Below are 22,588 nucleotides of genomic sequence, written 5' to 3'. Positions count from 1 at the left end.
GAATTATTTTACCCAACCACTTCCTAAAAAATATTTAGAACGAAGACCTTCTATCACTCCCGTTCTTTTTAATTCTTTGATAAAAAAATTAAAATTATCCGCAAAGACTAGATCATTTAATGGTAACGCTGCGCTGATATATTCATCCATGACAGGATTTATAAGAGCCACATAGTTTGCTTTTAGGCTTGGTTGTTTTTGAAGCAAAGATAGAATATACAAACTATCTGCAACATAACAAATCACATTCCCTTTTGTTAATGCATCTATCGCAATAGAATCTGAAAGATAGCTGTAAATTTGGTTTTTACCAAACCTTCTCAAAAGATAATTATGATTTGTGGTATTGGATCTAACAGAAAAGGAAAGAGCATTTAAAACAGCTAAGTCCTCTAAAGATTTAAAAGTTCTAGTAGTTACTATACTTCCTTCCGGTTCAGGAGGAAGAGAACGTTTATTAACAAGACCAGCAGGAGTTGTAAGAAGATAAGGATCAGAAAAAGTAATAGTTTTTCCTCGGCTTAGATCCGTGGACATTCCCGCCATCGCTATATCAATCGTGCCAGCTGCGATCTCATCCGAAAATTGACGAAATGTTTTGAGAGGTTTTACTTTGAGAGCTACTCCCAAATAGTCCGCGTATAATTTCGCAAGTTCCATATCGAAACCTGGAAAACCATCTTTCGGATCTTGGACATAAAATGGTTCGTATACACGATTGACCCCAACTACCAATTCCTTTTTAGAAAGGACTAAGTCCAATCTGGAAGGCATAACTTTAGTTTGGGAATATAAGTCTAGTGAGATTAAAAGGGCAAAAACCGAAAGGAATGCCGACTGAAACTGCTTCCGCATTTTCATGATACCTAGGTTATCGGCATCTTCCGGTTGTTAAAGGAGTTTTTAGTCTATTCTAGAATTTGAAATTCGGTCCTTCGATTTTTACGGTCCGTTTCTGGGTTTTTTTCAGGATAAATCGGCTCCTTACTTCCCTTTCCGTCCGTGGAAAATCTACCCGTAGAAATTCCTTTTTTGACTAAGTAATCTTTCACTGCTCCGGCCCGATTTCGACTTAATTCCAAATTATCGTTCGGATCCCCATGTAAATCAGTGTGTCCCGTGATTTTCAGTTTTATGGAAAGATTTTCATTTAAGAAAACTACCAATCTGTCCAAAATTTCAAAAGACTCTTCTTCGATCTCGAATGAACCAGTTCTGAAATGAATGGATTCTAAAGAGATTTTTTTATTCTTCTTCAGTTCTTCCCATTCATTTACAGAAAATTCGTAAATGTCGTAGTTCCCACCTTCTTTTATGAGCCTACAAAAGTACGCATTTTTGCCATCAGGAGTTTCGATATAGAATGCTTCATCGCCAGGCGAATTGATGACCGGCCCAAGGTTAACTGCAGGGGAGAAGGTCCCATCTTCCTTGATCTCTACTTTATAAATATCTAATCCACCATAACCGCCCGGACGATTCGAAGAAAAATATAAATACTTACTGTCTCTACTAAGAGTAGCTGCAATCTCTGCATGCTCCGTATTGATAGGACTTTCCATACGGATTGCTTTTCCCCAAGAACCATCTTTGTATTCAGAAATATAAATATCAGATTCAGCAACTTTCCCAAATGGATAACGTGTGAAGAATAAATAACTTCCCGCTAAAAATGGATTCTCTTCGATTGCAGGAGTATTTACTTCTTGGGGAAGCCTGGTTGCTTTATCCCAGCTTCCATCTTTAAAAGTTGAGAAGTACAGATCTCTGGAAACTCCGATCTTTCCACTACTCAATTTAAATTCTATACTTCCATCTCGATTTGAGGAGAAGATAATTGCCTTCTCATTTTCTATAATGAAAGGACTTTGATCATCATATTGGGAATTTAGTTGGGAAACTTCTACACCGCTACTCCAACCATCTTTAGTTTTTACAGATTTGAAAAGATCAGAGTAATTTGAATTCTTACGCTTTGAATAATAATAAAGGGTATTACCATCTTCCGAAAGACTAATACCGAATTCGTTTAAAGAAGTGTTAATCTCTCCTTTTAAAGGAGCGACTTTACCCTTTGCTGCAGAATCTTCTGCACCCGATACAGAAAATCCTGCAAATATAAAATAACAAAGTAATACAGAAACGATTTTGAAAGAACGAGAAAATTGAGTATGGGTTTTTGAAGCCATACTCTAACTATCTGTCTTTTAGTGAAAAACCTGATACTTTTTCGGAGAAAAAATCAGAGATATTTTTTCAAAGCTTCTGGGAACTCGATAGTTCCATCTTCTTTTTGATAAGTTTCTATAACAGCAGCCAAGGTCCTGCCTATCGCCAAACCGGAACCGTTCAATGTATGGACCAATTGGTTTTTGCCTTCTTTGGATTTGTAGCGGATCTTACCACGTCTTGCTTGAAAATCTTTGAAGTTAGAAACAGAAGAAATTTCCATCCAACGATTCAAACCAGGCATCCAAACTTCTAAATCATAAGTTTTAGAAGAAGCGGCCGAAATATCCCCGCTGCATAATAACATCACTCTGTATCGGATCCCTAATTTTTTCAGGATATTCTCCGCATGAGAAAGCATCTTTTTATGCTCTTCTTCCGAGTCTTCAGGACGAGCAAATTTCACAAGTTCTACTTTTTGGAATTGGTGAACTCGAACCAGACCTCTTGTATCTTTTCCATAAGAACCTGCTTCTCTTCTGAAACAAGAAGTATGAGCAGTGATAGAAATAGGCAGAGAAGCTTCCGGAATGATTTCATCCCTATATAAATTCGTTAAAGGAACTTCTGCAGTAGGAATTAGATTGAGCTCATCTCTTTCTAATCTATAATACTCATCCTTAAATTTAGGATATTGTCCTGTAGTAGTCATACATTCGTCGTTTACCATGACTGGCACCCAAACTTCTGTATAACCATGCTCGGTGGTATGAGTTTCGAGCATAAGATTTGCAAGCGCTCTTTCTAATTTAGCACCAAGGCCAAAATATGTGTAAGCTCTTGCACCCGCGAGTTTTGTTCCCTTCTCAAAATTGAACCAGCCTAATGCCTCTCCCAATTCGAAATGAGGTTTAGGAGTAAATTTATAGTCTCGAACTTCTCCTACTTCGTACAAAACTTTATTATCGTGTTCGTTTTTTCCTACAGGAACGTCTTTATCTAGAATATTAGGAAGACCTAAATTGATTTCCAGTAGTTTAGATTCGAGAGATTCAAGATCATCTTCTATCTTTTTGATCTTATCTCCGATCTCTTTTACTGCGGCAGAAGCAGCTGCAATATCTCCGCCTGCTTGTTTTACTTTTCCGATCTCTTTACTTGCTTTATTCCTTTCTTCACGGAATACATCTGCTTCCTTTTGGAGAACTTTTTTCTTTTGGATGATATCTGCAAGTTGGTCCAAAACCGCGAGATCTTTAAAACCTCTCAGTTCCAGATTGGATTTTAATTCTTCTGTGTTATCGGTAATATATTTCAGATCAATCATGATGATACGCCTTCCTTTGCGTGAATTTTAAGGAATTATTATACAAAGTTTTTTCTACTTCTGAGTTTGATTCTTTTCTAAGAGAAAACATTTTTTCTAAAACAAATTTAGTATAAGATGGTTCGTTTCTTTTTCCACGAAAAGGTGGGGGTGCAAGAAACGGTGCATCTGTTTCTATCAACATACTTTCTAGTGGAAGTTTTTCGGCTGCTTCCTGGATATCTCTTGCATTCTTAAATGCAACAATTCCCGAAAAGGAAATATAATATCCTAGATCTACTAACTTCTTTGCTGTTGGATAATCATAAGTAAAACAATGGATCACTCCAAATGCCTTGTCTCTATGCTCTTTTAAAATAGATACTGTATCTTCTGCCGCATCTCTTGAATGGATTACTACAGGAAGGGAATACTGACCAGAAGCTTCTAAGAAAGAATGAAGCACGTCCGCCTGATACGCCTTAGTTGAAGCATCGTGATAATAATCTAATCCGATCTCTCCAATAGCAGATAACTTTTTATCCGTCACGTTTTCTTTGACTAGTGTCAAAATTTCTTCTTTTTTTGGAAATTCATGAGTTTCAGTTGGATGGCAACCGATTGAATAAAATATCTCTATCTCTTCATCTGAAAATTTTTCAGATAAACCTTTCGCTCTAATTGAACTCTCAAGGTCGATACCGATCTGGACGATCTTTTTTATACCGGATTCTTTTGCTTTTTTTAGAGATTCTGCAATATCCTGCCCTTGCTCTTGTATTATATCTAAGTGGCAGTGAGTGTCGATGATGGTGTACATATGAAAACGGCTTTTAAAAGGCAGTTTTCATGATTTGTATTGACTGAAAAGAGAATTTTTTAGAATCCTTACAGCATAACTACGGAACGGGAAAACTCGTTGGTTTGGGACATAATAGCTTGAATCTAAAATCCTATCTTGCACTACTTTATTATAGGCTCAGATATAAATACCAAGATCTGAAGCTTAAGCTAGATATCAAAATAGCAAATTGGAATAAGAAAGGTAAAGAACGTCTCACCGTCATGGTGATCCCTCACTCCGAACAAAAAACGATCAATTTTCATATCTCTTACAGAGCGATCACTATCTTCATCGGAACAATTTTGGTTCTTCTTCTTATCAGCTCTATCAACGTTCTTAGTCATTCAGGATCTATTCACCAACTTACCGAGTTAAACTTATCTAACCAAGACTTCATTCGTCAGTCCGCAAAAATGAAGGAAGAGATCAACAGTCTTCATGAACACGTTGAATACTATCACAACCACGTGGGCGCACTTTACGGAAGATTAACTGGAGATAATTCCAAGGTTGCAAAAGGAATTGGCGGAGCAGAAAAACTTGCTCTTGGTTCCGATAAAAATTTAGCACCAGGTGCAGAAGTTTTCAGACTGAAAGAAGATGTTCACAATCTTAAAGTAGCGAATGAACTTACTCAAGAAATCATAAGTATATTAAAAAAACGTAAAAATCTAATCCGTCAAACCCCGTCCATTTGGCCGGTAAAAGGATATGTTCTTTATCCTTACGGAGAATATCTGAATCCAATTACTGCTCGTAGAGACTTTAATAATGGTTTAGATATTGGTGCTTTCGCTGGTTCAGAAGTAGTTGCAACTGCTCCTGGAACTGTCTACGAGATTGGATACACCCGTAATACTGGATACTTTGTAAAAGTAGCTCACAAATTCGGTTGGAAAACGATTTACTCAAATCTTGATCGTGTAAAAGTGAAAGCGAATCAGCAAATTTCCAAGAACGAAGTATTAGGCTTCGTAGGAAAATCGGAAAACAGTCCTCAGTATAGTCTTCATTATGAAATTCATGTGGGCACCAGAGCGATCGATCCTTTTGCATTCTTGAACCAGATCCAAGACTGATGGCCCATACAGAAGAGCAATTAGCAGTAAATAGTATCATCGGCGAAGGCGCCGAATTCAGCGGAGACTTCAAACTTTCCGGACTTCTACGTATTGACGGTATTTTTAGGGGAACCATAAAAACCGACGGAAAAGTCCTAATCGGAAAGACCGGAATCGTCGATACGGATATTAAAGCTCGTATTGTCGTTGCCGGCGGTGAAATTAATGGGAATATATTCGCGTCGGAACGAGTGACTCTGCTCGCAAGCTGCCGTATGAAAGGTGATATCATCACTCCAAAGGTAGTTATGGAAGAGGGAGTACAATTCGAGGGAAATTGTAAGATTAACCCGACCACTCATTGAAGATCCAATCTCAGCAAAAAGACCCTCGCACAGAATCACGTAAAAAAAGAGACTTCGGTCTTTCTCTAAATGCTTCTATATACCAACCTGTTCCTAGTTCGGTATCCGATTCTCAGATACCTGATTCTAAAAGTGAATTTTTTGATTTAGTAGAACATCTACTTCCTTATAACCAAGAAAGAACAAGAGATCTAAATTCATTACTGAGAGATCTTCCGGACGCAGAGAGAAATTTTTTAAAATCTCCTACTTATGCCAATCTAGAAGTTTATAAAAGAATAGTTCAAGGGATCTTGAAAGAAGTCCTAGATAGAAATACAAGTTTAGAAACTTTGCGCACCAGAGTCCGCGGCGGCTCTGAGAAAGTTTACCAAGTAATTCAAGTTGTAGATGATAAGATCCAAACTCTAGCAGACTTTATCATTCATCCTGAAAATTCTACTTTTGATCTGATGAAAAGAATGGAAGATATTCGAGGTCTATTAGTAGACCTGATGAATTAAGATAGTGCCTTAGAACCTAAGTTCTTAAACACATCGGGAAGTTTTGCGGGTTTTCTAGATTCCAGCAACAAAAACGCCCAAGTCAATTCTCCAGTACAAACTAATGTATCGTCAGATACTTTTCTGATCTGAATATTCCAAAGGATACTTACAGGTCTAATCTCTCTTGCTTTCACATAAACTTTTAGTTCTTCGTCGAATCTTGCAGGTGATTTGTATTCTATCAGTGAGCGAGTGACTACGAAGTCTAGTCCATTCTTCTCTAATTCGCCCTTATAATCATATTTTAGAAATCTCATGTACTCATTCAGAGCAGTATCAAAGTACGTAAGATAATGAGCGTTGAATACTACTGCTTGTGCATCTATCTCGGAATAACGAACTCTTAGAGTATAATAGAAGTCCTGATCGTTTGTGCTCATAGGCTATTTTTGATAACCAATATTCTTCGACGGCTTTATAAGCCTAGGGCATCTAAAACTTTTTGTAAAGCATCCAAACTTGGATAAGCAACACTGAGTTTTCCTTTTCCAGAAGAAGAATTATGAGTGATATCCACTTTCATAGAATATTTTTTACGGAACTTGTTCTCAAGTTCTACAATATCTACTTCTTTACGTTTGGATTTTTTCTTCTCTCTAACTGGAGCTTCTTCGGTTAGATTTGCAACGATATCTTCGACCTGACGAACTGTTAGGCCTTTCTCTGCAATTTGGTACGCAAGTTGTTCTGATTTTTTACGATCGGCAATCGATAGAAGTGGCCTTGCATGACCTTCAGATATTCTACCATTCTTAACCAAATCCATGACCGAATCAGGCAATTGTAAAAGACGAATTAAATTAGAAACAGTCGCTCTGTTCTTACCAACTCGAGATGCAATATCAGTAATCTTTAATCCAGATTTTTCAGAAAGAGTTTTGTAAGCCAAAGCCTCTTCGATAGGATTTAGATTTTCTCTTTGGATATTTTCAATAAGAGCCATTTCCAAAGTTTGTTGGACATTTGCTTTTTTAACTACTACTGGGATTTTTACGAAGCCTGCAATTTTACATGCACGGTATCTTCTTTCACCAGAGATGATCTCGTATCCAGAACCAGTATCCTTAACTACGATCGGTTGGATAACTCCGTGAGCCTTAATCGTCTCAGCAAGTTCGCGCAAAGATTCTTCATTAAAAGTTCTTCTTGGTTGATCAGGATTCGGACGGATCTCAGAAAGTTTTACTTCTTTGAGTGAACCTTCTCCACCTGCTTCCTTAAAAGATCTTTCCTCCGACACAGGAATTAAATTCCCGAGTCCCCTTCCTAATGCTTTCGGTTTTGCGCTAGCACTCATTAATTTTTACCAGCTACTTCTAATGCTAGACTTCTGTAACTTTGTGCCCCGATCCCATCAGGATCATAAGAAAGAATGGACTTACCGAAAGACGGAGCTTCGGAAAGTTTAATGTTTCTAGGAATAACAGTAGTATATACTTTTTCTTTAAAATAAGACTTAACGTCTTCTGCCACTTGTTGTGCGAGATTAGTTCTCTTATCGAACATTGTCAGAAGCACACCCTCGAGTTCGAGAGAAGGGTTTAATTTTTCCTGAACCAAAGAAATGATCTTCATTAACTGAGTTAATCCTTCCAAAGCGAAATATTCAGTTTGGAGAGTGATCATCACGCTATCAGCCGCAGATAATGCATTAAGAGTTAGAACACCGAGAGAAGGAGGACAATCGATGAGTATATAATCATACTCAGTTCTCAAATGTCCAATCGCATCTTTTAAACGATACTCACGATTTTCTTCTCCCAATAAATCAGCTTCTGCACCTGACAAATTAATATTGGAAGGAATGATATGAAGATTTTCAATATCAGTTCTTTTGATACATTCTGCTGCGGAAGATTCTCCGATCAAAAGTTCATAAGAAGTATTTTGGAGAGTGTTAATCTCGAACCCTAAACCGGATCCTGAGTTACCTTGTGGATCAAAATCTACGATTAAAACTTTTTTACCAATCTCAGCTAGATTTGCTGCAAGATTGATGGAGGTAGTAGTCTTGCCTACGCCGCCTTTTTGATTACTGATGGATACGATCTTTCCCATAGAATTCTTTGCTCTCCTTCTCGAGGAGCTTCCAAGCTCTAGGAATACCTTGCCTTGCCGATCCGACCTTTTTCAAGACTTTAATATGTCGCATGCCTAAAAATTCAAGTTCTGGTAAAAGTACAGTCTTCTGAACTTCAAAGCCACTATCAGTTAAGATCTTCTTTTCATTCTTTGCATCGAACTCGTCTTTCCCTATAAAGGGGACATAATATCCTCCTTTTATAATACATCTACTTAAGACTTCTGCACTCCAAGGATAGGGCACAAATCCCCTAGAAACACCCAAATTCCAGTCAGTTTTCCAGTCCTCCGCTCTTGCAAAAAGGAAATCAACACCAGCAATCTTGTTTTCTTTCACAAACGTTTCGGTGTGTGAGAGTTTTCTTCTTTGTGAATCTAATAGAACTATCTTAGGCCTTTCCTTCTCTACTAAACAACGAAAGAAGAAACCTGGTATGCCTGGACCCGTTCCCGCATCCCCCACCTTCATCTTGTTAAACGATCCGAGCGTAATTTGGATCTTATAAATATGAAAGATTGATTCAAGAACATGACGATCTAAGATCTCGTTTGTATCTCTTTTAGAAAAAAAGCCACCTGCTTGGTTCTTTTCTTTCAGGAAGGATAAGAATAAAGAGACAAGTTCCCAATCAAATAAGGGAAGAATCTGCTCTGCGTCTTTTGGGAATCTATATTTTACCGCGGCTTGGATCCCATCCGGATCATGATTGAATTCCGGATGGCTTGTCTCTGTTTCTGTCATTCTACTTTGCGACTTGGTGATTATATTCTATGATGGACTTGAATAAAATTTCAATTCCCATCTTGAGCTGAGGAACACTCATGCTCTCATTCTTACCATGAATACCATCTATCTCTTCCGAGGAAAGTAATGCGGGAATAAGTCCGTAACATTTTAATCCAATTTGTCTGAGATAAGAACTGTCAGTTGTTCCTGGTGATAAGAATGGAGTAGCGATTGATCCCGGTTCAACTGCAGTCACAGTACCAGCAAGAACTCTAAATAATAATCCATCCATTGGAGAAATACTTCCAGACTCCAAGTGACGAGCACTTACTTCAACTCCGTACTTCTCTCCTAGTGCTTTTACTTCTTCAAAGATCTTTTTCTCATCTTGTCCTGGAAGAATACGAATGTCTAAAGAACCAGTTGTCTCTGAAGTGATCACATTCATTCCGATTGGATGACTATCTATACCAGTTAAGCTCACAGTGTTCCTAGTCATTGCTCTAAGATGTCTGTTGGAATTGATCACACCTTTTAAGATAATAAAAAGTACTGGGTTCCTAGATCTTTTTAACACAAACGAGTCAGGAAAATTACTGATTCCTCCAAGTGAATAAAAGAATGCAGCAGTCTCATCCTTGATCATCGTTTTGTTTCCGATGTTCTGCACTTCTTGTAAAAAATCTACCATGGACTTTGCAGCATAAGATACAGGAGGAGTACTTCCATGTCCTGGAATTGATTTAGCTTTTAAGTCCAACCACACTGCGCCTTTTTCTGCGAGTTGAATATTAAACACTTTAGAACCTTTGATCGCTATGTCTTTGGATCCGGTTCCACCTTCGTTCCAAACGTATTCGTATCCGTTAAATATTTCTTTATGTTTATCTACTAAGAATCTAGCTCCATGTTCTGAGCGACTTTCTTCATCAGCGATCGCAAGGAACATTAAGTTTCTTTCTAGTGGTATCTTCTTCTCATGAATAAGTAAGAATGCATATAGTTGCATGATGCCAAGACCCTTAACATCCACTGCTCCTCTTCCATGAATTCTATCTCCTTTTCTTACTCCGGAGAATGGTGGAACATCCCAGTCTTTCGCATCTGCTTCTACAACATCGATATGACTTGTAAGTATTAAACCTTCTTTAGTTGTATCTTTACCTTTTAACTCAGCAAGAAGGGATGCTCTATCCGGCTTACCTGGATATTCAATGATGCGAGAAGGAATCCCTCTCTTGTCTAAGACAGATTTTAAAAAGAGCGCTCCTTCTTTCTCTCTACCTCTGATAGTTGCGATCCTTATATAAGTCTGTAGATCTTTTGCCGCCTCTTCACTTAGAGCAGAGTAGTCTAAATTCGGAACAGTTGCTTCCGGCTGGATAGGTTTGATCCCTTTTTCAGTGAATGCGATCGTATAAACTAAAAAGATCGCGATAAGAGCAAGGATCGTGATTCCGATTTTTTTGAGGGACATATTTCCACTCCACTAATCTTTCTTTATTAGCTTCTAATGTTTTAGATGTAGAAGCCCGTAAAAAATTATTACGTCATTGCACCTCTGCAAGGAGTTTTCCTTTGATTCCGTGAATGGAATGTTATAATTTTATGTAGGACCTCCTACTAAAATAAAATGAGATTCCAAGAGTCTTACAGATACTACAAAAAGAAAAGACCCGAATATCTGATCTTGATCCGGTATCATTACGGAAGAAACCCATTCAAATTTCCTAAAAAGACTCTTAACATTTTACGCAAATAGTCGATGTCTAGAAGGAGGTAATCTCCATGTTAAAAAGAGTATTCTTCTCTTTCGTTTTCATTTTCTGCATCAGCCCGATCTATTCTTTCACACCTGGAAAGTGGTCTCATACTGATAGGATCATTTTAGGCTTTGAAAAGGGCGGCCCTAGCCAAGAGCTAGTAAGAGACTCCAAAGGTAATTTAATCTATACCGCGAAGTATGAATATGATCCTTCCGGAAAATTAGTTAAAGAAAACTATATCGGACAAGACGGAAAGCCAGATGGTTTCACTAAGTTCATATATAAAGACGGAAAAATCTTAAAGGAAGAACTCTATAATAAAGACGGAGTGAATCTCGAAGCTAAAAACTTCGGATATAATAAGGCAGGAGTTCTTTCTTCTATCGAACTTGTTGATAAAGACGGAAAGAATATACTTACATGCACAATCATCTCTTGGGGTGAAAATGGTTTAATAAAGGAAGCCCAAACTGAATGGGCGGACGTAAAGACCACCGAAAGATTTGCTATCGTTAAGGATCCAAACAAGCCAGGACTATTCCAACAGAATATCTACAACGAAGAAAAACAACAAGCCGCATCTACTGTTCTGACTTTCGATTCGAACGGAAAACTTTTGAGCCGTATGAATGTTCAAGGAACGATTGAGAGAATGAATAGATTGATCTGGGATAAAGAGAATCGTTTACAACAATTCACTTTCTTAATCAAGCAGGGAGATAAATGGGCCGTGGAAAAAACTCACGAGCTTGTTTACGGAAAATAACCCTCGCGTTTCACGTGAAACGAAGAGAAGGGAGGGCAATCTGTTCTCCCTTTTTTATATCCTCCGGAAGAAGTAATCTTACTTTTTTTGAAAGACCAATCTAGTCCAAGTAACATCTTCTTTGTTCTTCACTCAAGTGGTTCCACTGCGACGACTGCGTGTCCCATTTCAGAGAAAACAAAAGCATCTCTTCCAACGCTAGCACTAAGATCTAAAACTCTCCCCTTCTCTTTCGGGATATAAGATGGAAAGTCTTTATGAAGGAAAACGTTTCACGTGAAACGTTGGAGTTCCAACACGCGCTTTCAGATGAAAATACCAAATATAACAATTTGTAAAAGAGAATAAAAAACCCCGAGGGTAACCCGGGGTTTTCGTTTCATCAGTAGTCTTTAAAGAAGTTTAAACAGGACTAGGCTTTCTTCCTTTGATATAGAAAAGAAGCATATCAATATCACTAGGATCCACACCAGAGATCTGAGCAGCTTTTTCCAAATTTAAAGGACGATGTTTAGTAAGTTTCTGGATTGCTTCTTTCTTAATACCAGGAACCAAAGAGTAATCGATCGCCTCTGGTATCGGAGTAGTAAGATATCTATTCTTCCAGTCGATAGTATCTTGTTCTCTTTTAATATAACCTTCGTACTTGATCTCCATCTCGATTACCTTTCTGTCTTGAGCACTTAACTCTTCCGACTCAGGCACAAGGAACTTAACATCTTCAAAAGCAATCTCTGGTCTTTTTAAAAACGAATCCAACTTCGCACCGTATTTTAAACTTTGGATTCCTTTTCTTTCTAATAAAGCTTCGAATTCAGGTAAAGGTTTGAGAGGAGTAGATTGTATCTTCTCCTTAACTTCGGAGATCCTTTTATATCGACTAGTCATCTCGTTGAAAGTTTCTTCAGACACAAGGCCCATCTTGTATCCGTACTTCATGAGTCTTTGATCTGCATTGTCTTGTCTTAGAAGAAGTCTATGTTCCGCACGAGATGTAAACATTCTATATGGGTCTTCTACACCTTTATGAACTAGATCATCTACAAGAACTCCGATATAAGATTCTCCTCTTGAAAATAAGATCGGCTCCTCCCCTCTTAAAGAAGAAAGTACACTATAAGCAGCAACTAAACCTTGGGCTGCAGCTTCTTCATAACCAGTAGTACCGTTTATTTGTCCTGCATGATAAAGACCTTTGATCTTTTTAGTTTCTAATGTTGGTTTTAATTCAGTAGGATCAACATAATCATACTCAATTGCATATCCAGGTCTTAAGATTTCTGCTTCTTCTAGACCAGCAATTGAACGCACAAGTTTCCATTGCACTTCTTCTGGAAGACTAGTGGAGACTCCGTTTAAATAGATCTCTTGTGTATCATATCCTTCTGGTTCCAAAAAGATTTGGTGTCTTTCTCTATCAGCAAAACGAACAATCTTATCTTCAATCGAAGGACAATATCTAGGCCCAGTTGATTTGATCTGACCTGAATACATTGGAGAAAGATGAATGTTCTCATTGATCAACTGATGAGTTTTTTCATTCGTGTATGTGATATAACAAGGGATCTGTCTGCGAGTGATCTTAGTTGTAGAGAAAGAAAAGGGAGAAGGATCCGGGTCACCTTCTTGCAAGCTCATCACAGAAAGATTCACCGAATTTTTATGAATTCTAGGTGGAGTTCCAGTCTTCAATCTTCCTAATTTCAAATTATACTTAGCGAGTGAATGAGAAAGACCTTTGACTGTAGGTTCTCCGAATCTTCCGTTCTCTTTTTGGTAAGTTCCTATATGAACGATAGAAGATAAGAATGTTCCGGTAGTTAAGATCAAATGATTGGTAAAAATTTCGAAACCTCTCCCTGTTCGAACTCCAATAATACGATCTTCTTCTATCAAAAGATCTTCTACTGTATCTTGTCTGATGGATAAGTTCTGAATAGATTCAAGTGTATGTTTTACTTTGAGTTGGTATTCTTTCTTCTCCGCTTGAGCACGCGGTGCCCAGACGCTAGGACCTTTTGATGTATTCAACATCTTGAATTGAATACCAGTAGCATCGATGACCTTTCCCATTAAGCCACCAAGTGCATCTACTTCTCGAACCATATGTCCTTTTGCAATCCCACCGATAGCTGGGTTACAAGACATTTGTCCGATTGTATCTAAATTCATTGTGATGAGTAAAGTTCTAGCACCACCAAGAGATGAGACATAGGCAGCCTCGGAACCTGCGTGACCTGCGCCGACCACAACACAATCAAATCGATTGGGAAAAAAAGAAGAATTCATTAAGACCTAGCACTCCTGCATTAGCACTTCACAAGATCGATCATTAGTCGACAGTAGAGCCTATGCTTAGAATCATGTAATCAATAGTATCACTTTCAGGTTCCCTGTACATGCCCGAATCCATCAAGAAACTCTCTTACTTCGAAGGAAAAATAGTCCCGGAGTCAGAAGCAAATATAAACATCAAAACTCACGCCTTACAATATGGAACCACTGTCTTCGGAGGTATCCGAGGATATTATGATTCTAGTTCTGATAACTTATACGTTTTCAGGATCTTAGATCATTATAAACGTCTTGTGAATTCTACTAAGATCATGCAGTTGCAATTCACAAAAACTCCAGAAGAACTCCGTGACATAACCTTAGATCTACTTAAACAATCTGGCTACAGAAGGAATGTATATCTTAGACCTTTCATCTACACTTCTGCTCTGCAACTTTCTCCTAGGTTCCATGATGTTCCGACTGAACTTGCAATTTATGTTTTAGAGTTGGATGATTACTTAGATACAAAGCGTGGACTTACTACTATGGTTTCTAGTTGGAGAAGGTTTGATGACACAGTCATCCCTACTCTCTCCAAAGTTTCCGGCGGATATGTTAACTCAGCTCTTGCAAAATCAGAGGCAGTTCAAAACGGATATGACGAAGCGATCTTCTTAGACAGTAGAGGTTTTGTAAGCGAAGGTTCTGCAGAGAATATCTTCTTAGTGAGAGATGGAAAGATCATCACTCCATCTATCTCTTCTTCTTTGTTAGAAGGAATCACAAGACGTTCTGTTCTGCAACTTGCGAAAGACTCTGGTTACGAAGTAATCGAAAGAGATATCACAAGAAGTGAACTTTACATCGCTGATGAGATTTTTTTCTCCGGAACTGGAGTGCAAATCGCTTGGGTAAGTGAAGTTGATAAAAGAAAAATCGGAACCGGAGAGATGGGACCAATCACTAAAAAACTTCAATCCACATTCTTTGATCTAGTAGTTGGAAAAAACCAAAACTACAAACACTGGTTGACTCCCGTTTATTAATCTTTAATAAAAGGAACATGTCTTCTGCATTCGGCATCGAGGAAATCCAAGGTCAGGAAAGAGCTTTAGTATTCTTAAAAAAATACTCATCTCAGCCTGACCTTCTTCCTCCTTTACTTATCTTTCATGGACCGGAAGGCACCGGAAAAGAATCAGCAGTTGAAAGATTTATCAGACATGTTCTTTGTTTAGAAGGAACATCCTGCGGACACTGCGTTTCTTGCAGAGCCTTCATGCACCATTCTCATCCTGATATTGTTTGGTTTCCTTTAGAGAAGAATAAACAAATCGCAATTGGTAAAGAAGACAATCCAGAAGAGTTCACTATCCGATGGTTGATCCGTACAAGACTATATTATAGACCTCACCTTTCCAAAACAAGATTTATCATCATACCCGACGCATCTTTGATAGGTAACGAGGCTGAAACTGCACTTTTAAAGTCATTGGAAGAAGCTCCGTTCTTCACTCGTTTTATATTTATAGTAAACGACTTGGAACAATTGAAAGAAACGATCGTGAGTAGAGCGGTTTGTATTCCTTTCGGTTATCTGCCTCAACAAGTGATCAAAGAACTACATAATAAAAATTCAATACCATATTTTCCAGCAAAGGGGGGAAGTATGGTATCTTTTGATTGTCCACCTGCAGTACTCGAACAAATTTCTCAAAGGATCAATGGAAATCTAAGACAACCATTAGATTATCTTAGATTAGAAGAATGGATACTGGAATTCAAAGAAGAACATTCTGATTGGAAAGAAGATTTTTCCTTCAAGGACTTCTTAGATCTGATAGGATTATTATTATTACAAGAATTTTCCAAATCAGATTTCGATTCTAATCTACCTAGTATGGAAGCAATCTTTCGTTTTAAGGAAAAATTACACGAAAGAATACATGGACAAGAGAATATTGCGTTGTCCTTACTTATACATGAACTCTCTCTATTAGAACAAAAATAAAAATTCCTTTATATTTTCTTTAAATTCTTCACCTTCCACTTCGCATAACAACGGTTAAATATAACAAAATACTAGTAATTACACTAGGTGACATAATGATTTATCTATCACTAATCCACTGTGTTTTTCCTAAGGTTTCCTTTTCGATTTCCGAATTTTCATTTGTATGCGACTGATAGAAGAAAAATAGTGTAATCTCGTCGGATGGTCCTTCGGACCGTTTCTTAATTCAGTTTTTTCTTTTCCGAGACAAATACGAGTTTCGTATTCATGAAAGTTTTCGGTGTGTTATTGATTTTTTTCTTTGGAGCATTTTTTGGACCCTAGTTGGAAGCGTGTATTAGAGGAAGTCTCCAAAGAAATTCCTCCTACGTACTTTGATAAGTTCATATATACCTTACAATTAGAGAGTTTAACAGACGATCGTTGTATCCTCATAGCTCCATCTTCTAATATTAAGACACATGTTGAGAAAAAATACCAAAACCATATAGAAGAAGCTATCTTCAGAGCTAGTGGAAACAGGGTCCCAGTTGAGATCGTTCTTGAAAGTGTTTCTAATCTAAATGAAGTTCTTCAGGAAAAATTCAAAGATAAGTCTTATTCTTTTAATCCGGATTATTCTTTTGATAATTTTATCGTAGGAAATACGAACCGTCTCGCTTTTAGCGCGGCAATGGAATGTGTAAAAAATCCTGCAGAGATCAATCCATTATACTTATTCGGAAAAGTAGGGGTAGGTAAAACCCATCTTCTACATTCCATAGGTTCCGAAATTCTCAAAAAAGAACCTTGGAAAACAGTACATTACGTAGATATAAAGTCCTTCATGAGCGAGTTTTTATTTGCTCTTCAGTCTAGAGATTCTATCGAATCTTTCAAAATTAAATACCAATCTTATAATTGTTTATTGATCGATGATATTCAACTTCTGAACACAGGAGCAGAGAAGACACAAGAAGAGTTCTTCTCTATCTTTAACTTTCTTTTCGAAAGAAAAAGACAGATAGTGATCGCCTCTGATCGTCCTAGTTCGGAACTTCCTCTTCATGAAAGATTAAAATCTAGATTTGTGACAGGTGTTCAGGCAGATATCCAACCACCTGATAGAGATATTCGTATCGGAATCTTAGAAAAGAACTGTCAAATTTTGAATTTGGGTCTTTCTCATGAGCATATACAATTCATTGCTGATCTGATCGAAGATGATACTCGTGCACTTCTTGGTGCTTTAAATGATCTTGCTCTTCATAAGAGAGCATTCTCTCATCTATTCTTCACAACAACGATGATAGAAGAGATACTTAAGAACCGTATCTTCCGTAAAAAGAATTTCCAACTTAGCCAAGATAAGGTTATCGAACATATCTCTTCTCTTTATAACTTGGATCCGAATGAAGTGATGGGTAAGAGCAGAAAGCCTGAGTATGTAATCCCTCGACATCTATGTATGTATGTATTACACAAAGGTTTCCGACTGAATAAAAGTCAGGTTGGAAGAATGTTTTCTGCAGAGCACACAACTGTAATCCATGCAGTTCGTAACATCGAAAATAAGATAAAAGATGATAAAGAATTTTCCATTAAAGTGGAAGAAGTTCTAAATCGATTCCGTTTCCAATAAAAAACTTAGTTTCAACTCTTATCTGAAAGCGACATAGACCTATGGATAACTTGTAAATAACTAGTTAATAGTTTATTCATAACAAGTAAATAAGACATAACACAAAATTATTGTCCCTTATAGACTTTGGTTTTGAAGATTATTATAGCAGATACACAGGAGTTTTTTCCGGGTCCTGGAAATTGTACTTTTCAATATATATGCGACATATTTCCCTTATCTAAAGAGTTATGACTCTTATCTACATATGCACAGGTACAAGTACTACAACAGTACATATATAAGAATCTATATATAGATCACCTATATAAATGGAGAATGCAAATTGAAGATCAAAGTGAACACATCCGAGTTCCTAAAAGCGATTCACGCTGTAGAGGGAGTAATCTCTGCTAGAGAGATACGTTCTGTTCTCTCCAACTTAAAATTAGAAGCTGAAACTTCTTCCGTATCTATTTCTGCAACTGACTTAGAGATATCTATTAAAACATCATTAAATGCTCAAGTAGAGAAGTCGGGAGATATTTCATTACCTGCAAAACAATTATCCAGTATTTTTAAAACCATTCACTTTGAAGAGGCGTTACTCTCAACTGAAGACGGCGATGCTGATTCAAGTATTACTTATATCACTGATGCTACTAAGAAGAATGATTATAAAAACAAACTGAATGGAATGGATGCAGAAGAAATTAAGACTATTCCTAAAGTGGATTCTTCTAATATTTCTGATTTTCCAACTGCGATGTTTGCAGAGATGATCCGTAAAACTTCTTATGCTATCGCTCATGAAGACCAAAGATATATCTTCAACGGATTATTCATGGTTCCTAAAGGAGATAAGCTTGTATTTGCAGTTACTGATGGTAGAAGGTTATGTAAAATTGAAAGACCTCTTTCTACTACTTTGAAATTCAAAGATTCAGTGATCATTCCCTCTAAAGCAATTAGAGAGATCTCTAAAATGATTGCGACTGCAGAAACAGGAAAGATTGGAATTATAGACAATCAGATCTATGTAAATGCAAATCAGATTGAATTACTTTGTAAATTGATCGAGGGTAATTTCCCGAATTATGAGCAAGTAATTCCTAAGTCTTCTAAATTCAGTGCAGTAATTCCTAAAGAAGGATTCCAGATCTATCTTAGACAAGCACTGATTGCCGCTGAAGAACCTACACGCCAGATACGTTTAACATTCACAAAAAATAATATTAACTTCTACGCTCAAACACAAGGAGTGAATGAGGTTAGTATTAATATGCCAATCGATTATTCTGGAGATGAGGTTACTGTTGCATTCAAAGGTGAATATCTATCTGATGTATTCAAATCTATTGATGATAATGAGTTCAGAATAGAATTCAGTGATTCAAGTTCACCTGTTGTGTTCAAAGATCCTTCTGATCCTGATTTTATATCGGTAATCATGCCGATGAAAATTTAAAAGAGAAGATCAGTGTTTTTACGAAGCCTAAGGCTTCTCAATTTCAGAAATCACGAACAGATAAGCCTGGAGTTTCATTCCAGGCTTATTTTCTTTGTGGGAGAAAACGGAGAGGGAAAAACAAACTTACTCGAAGCAATCTCTATGATCTCTTGGCTAAAAAGTTTTAGAGAATCAGAAGAAGGAAATCTGATCCGTTGGAACTCAGACGGATATTATATTAAAGGCGAAGTTGATAGAGATCATAAAAGAGAAATTTATGAATTAGGTTTTTCTAAAAAACCGGTTAGTCGCCGCAAACTTAAATTCAATCAAGAAGAAGTTAAAAAAAGATCCGACTTAGTTGGAAAGTTCCTAAGTGTTCTAATGACTCCTTTGGATCTAGTGATAGTGGAAGGTGGACCTTCTGAAAGAAGAAGGTTTTTGGACAGTCTACTTTCTTCTTTAGATCCTTCTTACTTAAATGATCTAATAGAATATAATCGTATCTTAAAACAGAGAAATGCACTTTTGAAAAGTGGCTCTTCTGATCCTGGTCTTTACGAAATTTGGAATCAAAGACTTATAGAAAAAGGCATCAGCATTTTTAATAAAAGAAAAGAATTCATTTTAGAATTTGATCCCATCTATAGAGAAAATCTAAAAAAGTTAAGCGGTGGAAGAGACAATCTAACACTTGAATACAAACCCAGTTTTTTCGATCTGGAAAATTTTAAAGAAACCTTACAAAGAAATATTAATAGAGATCGAAAACTAGGTTATACTTCCGTAGGAATTCATAGGGACGATTTGTATATCGGTGAAGATAATCGAGATATTATGGATTTCGCTTCTCAGGGTCAAAAAAGAAGTACTGTGATTTCGCTTAAAGCAGCCGCTTTTGAGTATTATCGCAGAAAATTGGGTAGAACCCCTATTCTTCTAATTGATGACGTAATCCGAGAATTGGATGTAAAAAGAAGAGAATATTTTGTGGATCTTGTTTTGAATTCTGGACAGGCTTTTTTTACTACCACTGACCTCGAAGGTATCTCCGACTATGTGGGAAGACTTGAAGATGAAAAACAGATCTTTGTAGTCAAGAATGGACTAGTCAATCCTTACCAATGAAAGAAGAATCTAAGATACAAAAAATTGATCCTCAAGAGTTCAAAAACATTCTTCAAGATTTGGGATTAACGGAAGAGAGTTTAGCGGATAAAATTGCAGTCCAAACTTTAGCTAAACGTTGGGTCGACATAATAGGCCCAGTATATGCAAATCATTCCGAACCATTTGCGTTAAACGGTGATGTGTTGGTTATCATAACAGTTCACTCTGCATACAAACAAGAGATCCTTTTTATGAGAAAAAGGATCTTAAGTTATTCTGCTCGTTATCTAGGAAGAGATGTAGTAAAAAAAATTGAAATTAGGATAGGAAATCTCACTCCTAAAAGACAAAAATCACCCTCATATACCGCAGATAAAACCGGATTGGAGGGCAAACAAAACCTAGTTTCTTTAGCTGAAAAAGAAACAGATCCTATTGCGAAAAAAAGACTTTTAGAGCTGATTGAATTCCTCTGAGAAGGACATTCTTTCTAAAGAATAAACCGAATTTCCTTGCCTCCTTAGCGAATTCAGGAAAACTATTCCTAGATTCCGGAGGACCAATGAGCCAAACAGAAGGCAGTTATAGCGCAGGTCAGATCAAAATCCTAGAAGGATTAGAGGCTGTACGTAAGCGTCCCGGAATGTATATCGGGACCCAAGATGAGACCGGTCTTCATAAAATGGTCTACGAGGTAGTTGATAACTCAGTGGACGAGGCAATGGCAGGCCATTGTACCGAGATCACTATCTCCATTCTTCCTGATAACATAATAGAAGTAAAAGATAATGGGCGTGGAATTCCAGTAGCAATCCACCCAGAAAAAAATATCTCCACTATCGAAGTTGTTATGACCATCCTACATGCTGGTGGTAAGTTTGAGAACGACGCTTATAAGGTTTCCGGTGGACTCCATGGTGTTGGGGTATCTGTAGTTAATGCACTTTCCGAATCGTTGGAAGTGGAAGTTTACCAAAATGGAAAGATCCATCAGCAAAAGTATTCCAGAGGCGTGCCTCTGGGTCCTGTAAACGTAATTGGAGACACTACCGAAAGAGGGACAGTGGTTCGGTTTAAGCCAGATGCGACCATTTTTACTACAACTGAATTCCATTATGACGTGCTTACTTCTCGTTTTAGAGAATTGGCATTTTTGAATAAGGGTCTAAAACTAATTGTTCAGGACAAAAGAAAACCCGACTCTGAAAAACATGAGTTCATATTCGATGGAGGGATTGTTTCCTTTGTTGAATATTTGAATGAGAACAAACATCCTCTTCACAAAACAATTCATTTCGAAAGAAATAAAGATGATGTGATCGCAGAAATCGCGATCCAATACTCTGATACATATTCTGAAAATATTTTTTGTTTCACTAATAATATAAACAATAACCTAGGTGGAACTCACTTAGAAGGTTTTCGTGCTGCATTAACTAGAACTCTTAATGATTTCTTAAAGAAAGATCAGCAGCTCGTAAAAAAACAACCTACTGCATTATCTGGAGAGGATTTAAAAGAAGGGATCACTGCAGTGATCTCAGTAAAAATCCCGCAACCTCAGTTTAACTCTCAGACAAAAGAAAAATTAGTAAACGCAGAAATTAAAGGTATCATGCAAACTCTAACTGGAGAAGGTCTTTCCCTTTTCTTTGAAGAGAATCCAGCGATTACTAAAAAGATATTAGAAAAATGTATATTATCTGCTAAGGCTCGAGAGGCTGCACGTAAAGCTCGTGATTTAACTCGTCGTAAATCAGTATTAGAAGGCGGTGGTCTTCCTGGAAAATTGGCGGACTGTTCTGAAAAAGATCCGGCTGCTTCTGAACTTTATATTGTTGAGGGAGACTCTGCAGGTGGTTCCGCTAAGCAGGGACGAGATAGACATTACCAAGCGATTCTTCCTCTAAAAGGAAAAATCCTAAATGTGGAAAAAGCTCGTTTAGATAAAATTCTAGGTAATGAAGAAATTCGTACTTTGGTTTCTGCATTAGGAACCGGGATCGGAGAAGATGAGTTTAACGTAGATAAAGCTCGTTATCATAAAATTTTTATTATGACGGATGCGGATATTGACGGTTCTCATATTCGCACACTTCTTCTTACATTCTTCTTTCGTTATATGAAACCCATCATTGAAAAAGGGTTTTTATATGTTGCGCAACCTCCTTTGTATTTAATTAAACACGGTAAAACATCCACCTATCTATTTTCTGATAAAGAAAAGGATGAGTATTTAAAATCTTTAGGAACAGAAAAAGCAGTCATCCAGCGATATAAAGGTTTGGGTGAGATGAATCCTGAGCAACTTTGGGAAACAACTATGGATCCTGAAAAACGAGTCGTTCTAAAAGTAAAACTCGATGACTATGTAGAAGCAGAAGATACATTTAATATACTTATGGGCGACGAGGTAAACCCAAGACGTCGCTTTATCGAGGTCAACGCTGCAAAAGTTGCGAACCTCGATCTTTAATATATTGGTAATAGGAAATTCTAAAAACAA

General features: G+C 37.3%; 21 protein-coding genes. 11 read left to right on the top strand and 10 right to left on the bottom strand.

Annotated elements, in window-relative coordinates; all coding sequences use genetic code 11:
• Positions 1 to 3: 3 nt before the first annotated feature.
• From CH362_RS02030 to CH362_RS02015, 4 genes are read right to left on the bottom strand one after another with little or no spacing between them, the layout of a single operon-like run.
• Positions 4 to 861, bottom strand: a complete 858-nt coding sequence (locus CH362_RS02030; protein WP_425269006.1) for a substrate-binding periplasmic protein — start codon at positions 859 to 861, stop codon at positions 4 to 6.
• A 47-nt stretch (positions 862 to 908) separates the two neighbouring features.
• Positions 909 to 2,189: an OmpA family protein gene (locus CH362_RS02025; protein ID WP_100708682.1), complete on the bottom strand. Its 1,281-nt coding sequence runs from the start codon at positions 2,187 to 2,189 to the stop codon at positions 909 to 911.
• A gap of 53 nt (positions 2,190 to 2,242) precedes the next feature.
• A complete protein-coding gene (gene serS, locus CH362_RS02020; protein ID WP_100708681.1) occupies positions 2,243 to 3,496 on the bottom strand; it encodes a serine--tRNA ligase in 1,254 nt (417 codons plus the stop codon).
• Positions 3,489 to 4,295, bottom strand: coding sequence for a TatD family hydrolase (locus CH362_RS02015; RefSeq protein WP_100708680.1), 807 nt, complete (start codon positions 4,293 to 4,295; stop codon positions 3,489 to 3,491). The genes serS and CH362_RS02015 overlap by 8 nt, the downstream gene beginning before the upstream one ends.
• A gap of 119 nt (positions 4,296 to 4,414) precedes the next feature.
• Between CH362_RS02015 and CH362_RS02010 the strand changes: the two genes are divergently transcribed.
• The 3 genes from CH362_RS02010 to CH362_RS02000 are packed head-to-tail and all read left to right on the top strand — an operon-like array spanning position 4,415 to position 6,248.
• The gene (locus tag CH362_RS02010) at positions 4,415 to 5,398 is read left to right on the top strand and encodes a M23 family metallopeptidase (RefSeq protein ID WP_100708679.1); all 984 of its coding nucleotides are present in this window, start codon (positions 4,415 to 4,417) and stop codon (positions 5,396 to 5,398) included.
• On the top strand, positions 5,398 to 5,745 hold the full coding sequence (locus CH362_RS02005) for a bactofilin family protein (RefSeq protein WP_008589609.1): 348 nt from the start codon (positions 5,398 to 5,400) through the stop codon (positions 5,743 to 5,745). The genes CH362_RS02010 and CH362_RS02005 overlap by 1 nt, the downstream gene beginning before the upstream one ends.
• Entirely contained in the window at positions 5,742 to 6,248 is a 507-nt protein-coding gene (locus tag CH362_RS02000) for a YaaR family protein (RefSeq protein WP_100708678.1), read from the top strand. The genes CH362_RS02005 and CH362_RS02000 overlap by 4 nt, the downstream gene beginning before the upstream one ends.
• Here the strand turns inward: CH362_RS02000 and CH362_RS01995 are convergent.
• The 5 genes from CH362_RS01995 to CH362_RS01975 are packed head-to-tail and all read right to left on the bottom strand — an operon-like array spanning position 6,245 to position 10,576.
• Positions 6,245 to 6,670 carry an acyl-CoA thioesterase gene (locus CH362_RS01995; RefSeq protein ID WP_100708677.1) on the bottom strand — a complete coding sequence of 142 codons (426 nt, stop codon included), beginning with the start codon at positions 6,668 to 6,670 and terminating at the stop codon, positions 6,245 to 6,247. The genes CH362_RS02000 and CH362_RS01995 overlap by 4 nt on opposite strands.
• A gap of 35 nt (positions 6,671 to 6,705) precedes the next feature.
• On the bottom strand, positions 6,706 to 7,587 hold the full coding sequence (locus CH362_RS01990) for a ParB/RepB/Spo0J family partition protein (protein ID WP_100708676.1): 882 nt from the start codon (positions 7,585 to 7,587) through the stop codon (positions 6,706 to 6,708).
• Positions 7,587 to 8,348: a ParA family protein gene (locus tag CH362_RS01985; RefSeq protein ID WP_100708675.1), complete on the bottom strand. Its 762-nt coding sequence runs from the start codon at positions 8,346 to 8,348 to the stop codon at positions 7,587 to 7,589. The genes CH362_RS01990 and CH362_RS01985 overlap by 1 nt, the downstream gene beginning before the upstream one ends.
• Positions 8,323 to 9,114 (bottom strand): RsmG family class I SAM-dependent methyltransferase, encoded by a 792-nt coding sequence (locus CH362_RS01980; RefSeq protein ID WP_100708674.1) that lies wholly within the window; start codon positions 9,112 to 9,114, stop codon positions 8,323 to 8,325. The genes CH362_RS01985 and CH362_RS01980 overlap by 26 nt, the downstream gene beginning before the upstream one ends.
• A 1-nt stretch (position 9,115) precedes the next feature.
• Positions 9,116 to 10,576, bottom strand: a complete 1,461-nt coding sequence (locus CH362_RS01975; RefSeq protein WP_100708673.1) for a M20/M25/M40 family metallo-hydrolase — start codon at positions 10,574 to 10,576, stop codon at positions 9,116 to 9,118.
• 311 nt (positions 10,577 to 10,887) lie between these two features.
• On the opposite strand from CH362_RS01975, the gene CH362_RS01970 reads away from it, so the two are divergent.
• Positions 10,888 to 11,631, top strand: coding sequence for a hypothetical protein (locus tag CH362_RS01970; protein WP_100708672.1), 744 nt, complete (start codon positions 10,888 to 10,890; stop codon positions 11,629 to 11,631).
• 402 nt (positions 11,632 to 12,033) lie between these two features.
• On the opposite strand, the gene mnmG is transcribed toward CH362_RS01970, so the two are convergent.
• Positions 12,034 to 13,920 (bottom strand): tRNA uridine-5-carboxymethylaminomethyl(34) synthesis enzyme MnmG, encoded by a 1,887-nt coding sequence (gene mnmG, locus CH362_RS01965; RefSeq protein ID WP_100708671.1) that lies wholly within the window; start codon positions 13,918 to 13,920, stop codon positions 12,034 to 12,036.
• 110 nt (positions 13,921 to 14,030) lie between these two features.
• On the opposite strand from mnmG, the gene CH362_RS01960 reads away from it, so the two are divergent.
• From CH362_RS01960 to gyrB, 7 genes are all read left to right on the top strand, one after another.
• Positions 14,031 to 14,954 carry a branched-chain amino acid transaminase gene (locus tag CH362_RS01960; RefSeq protein WP_100708670.1) on the top strand — a complete coding sequence of 308 codons (924 nt, stop codon included), beginning with the start codon at positions 14,031 to 14,033 and terminating at the stop codon, positions 14,952 to 14,954.
• Between the two features lie 17 nt (positions 14,955 to 14,971).
• Positions 14,972 to 15,919, top strand: a complete 948-nt coding sequence (locus CH362_RS01955; RefSeq protein WP_100708669.1) for a hypothetical protein — start codon at positions 14,972 to 14,974, stop codon at positions 15,917 to 15,919.
• Between the two features lie 316 nt (positions 15,920 to 16,235).
• The gene (gene dnaA / locus CH362_RS01950; protein ID WP_100708668.1) at positions 16,236 to 17,543 is read left to right on the top strand and encodes a chromosomal replication initiator protein DnaA; all 1,308 of its coding nucleotides are present in this window, start codon (positions 16,236 to 16,238) and stop codon (positions 17,541 to 17,543) included.
• Between the two features lie 325 nt (positions 17,544 to 17,868).
• The gene (dnaN, locus tag CH362_RS01945) at positions 17,869 to 18,990 is read left to right on the top strand and encodes a DNA polymerase III subunit beta (RefSeq protein WP_100708667.1); all 1,122 of its coding nucleotides are present in this window, start codon (positions 17,869 to 17,871) and stop codon (positions 18,988 to 18,990) included.
• Positions 18,991 to 19,002: 12 nt separating this feature from the next.
• Positions 19,003 to 20,100: a DNA replication/repair protein RecF gene (gene recF, locus CH362_RS01940; protein WP_100708666.1), complete on the top strand. Its 1,098-nt coding sequence runs from the start codon at positions 19,003 to 19,005 to the stop codon at positions 20,098 to 20,100.
• Positions 20,097 to 20,558, top strand: coding sequence for a DciA family protein (locus CH362_RS01935; protein ID WP_100708665.1), 462 nt, complete (start codon positions 20,097 to 20,099; stop codon positions 20,556 to 20,558). The genes recF and CH362_RS01935 overlap by 4 nt, the downstream gene beginning before the upstream one ends.
• An 86-nt stretch (positions 20,559 to 20,644) precedes the next feature.
• A complete protein-coding gene (gyrB, locus tag CH362_RS01930) occupies positions 20,645 to 22,558 on the top strand; it encodes a DNA topoisomerase (ATP-hydrolyzing) subunit B (protein WP_100708664.1) in 1,914 nt (637 codons plus the stop codon).
• Positions 22,559 to 22,588: the final 30 nt, after the last annotated feature.

It is taken from the genome of Leptospira saintgironsiae, assembly GCF_002811765.1.
In the GTDB taxonomy this organism is placed as follows: Bacteria; Spirochaetota; Leptospiria; order Leptospirales; family Leptospiraceae; genus Leptospira_B; species Leptospira_B saintgironsiae.
This window is presented reverse-complemented; position numbering and strand designations above follow the sequence as displayed.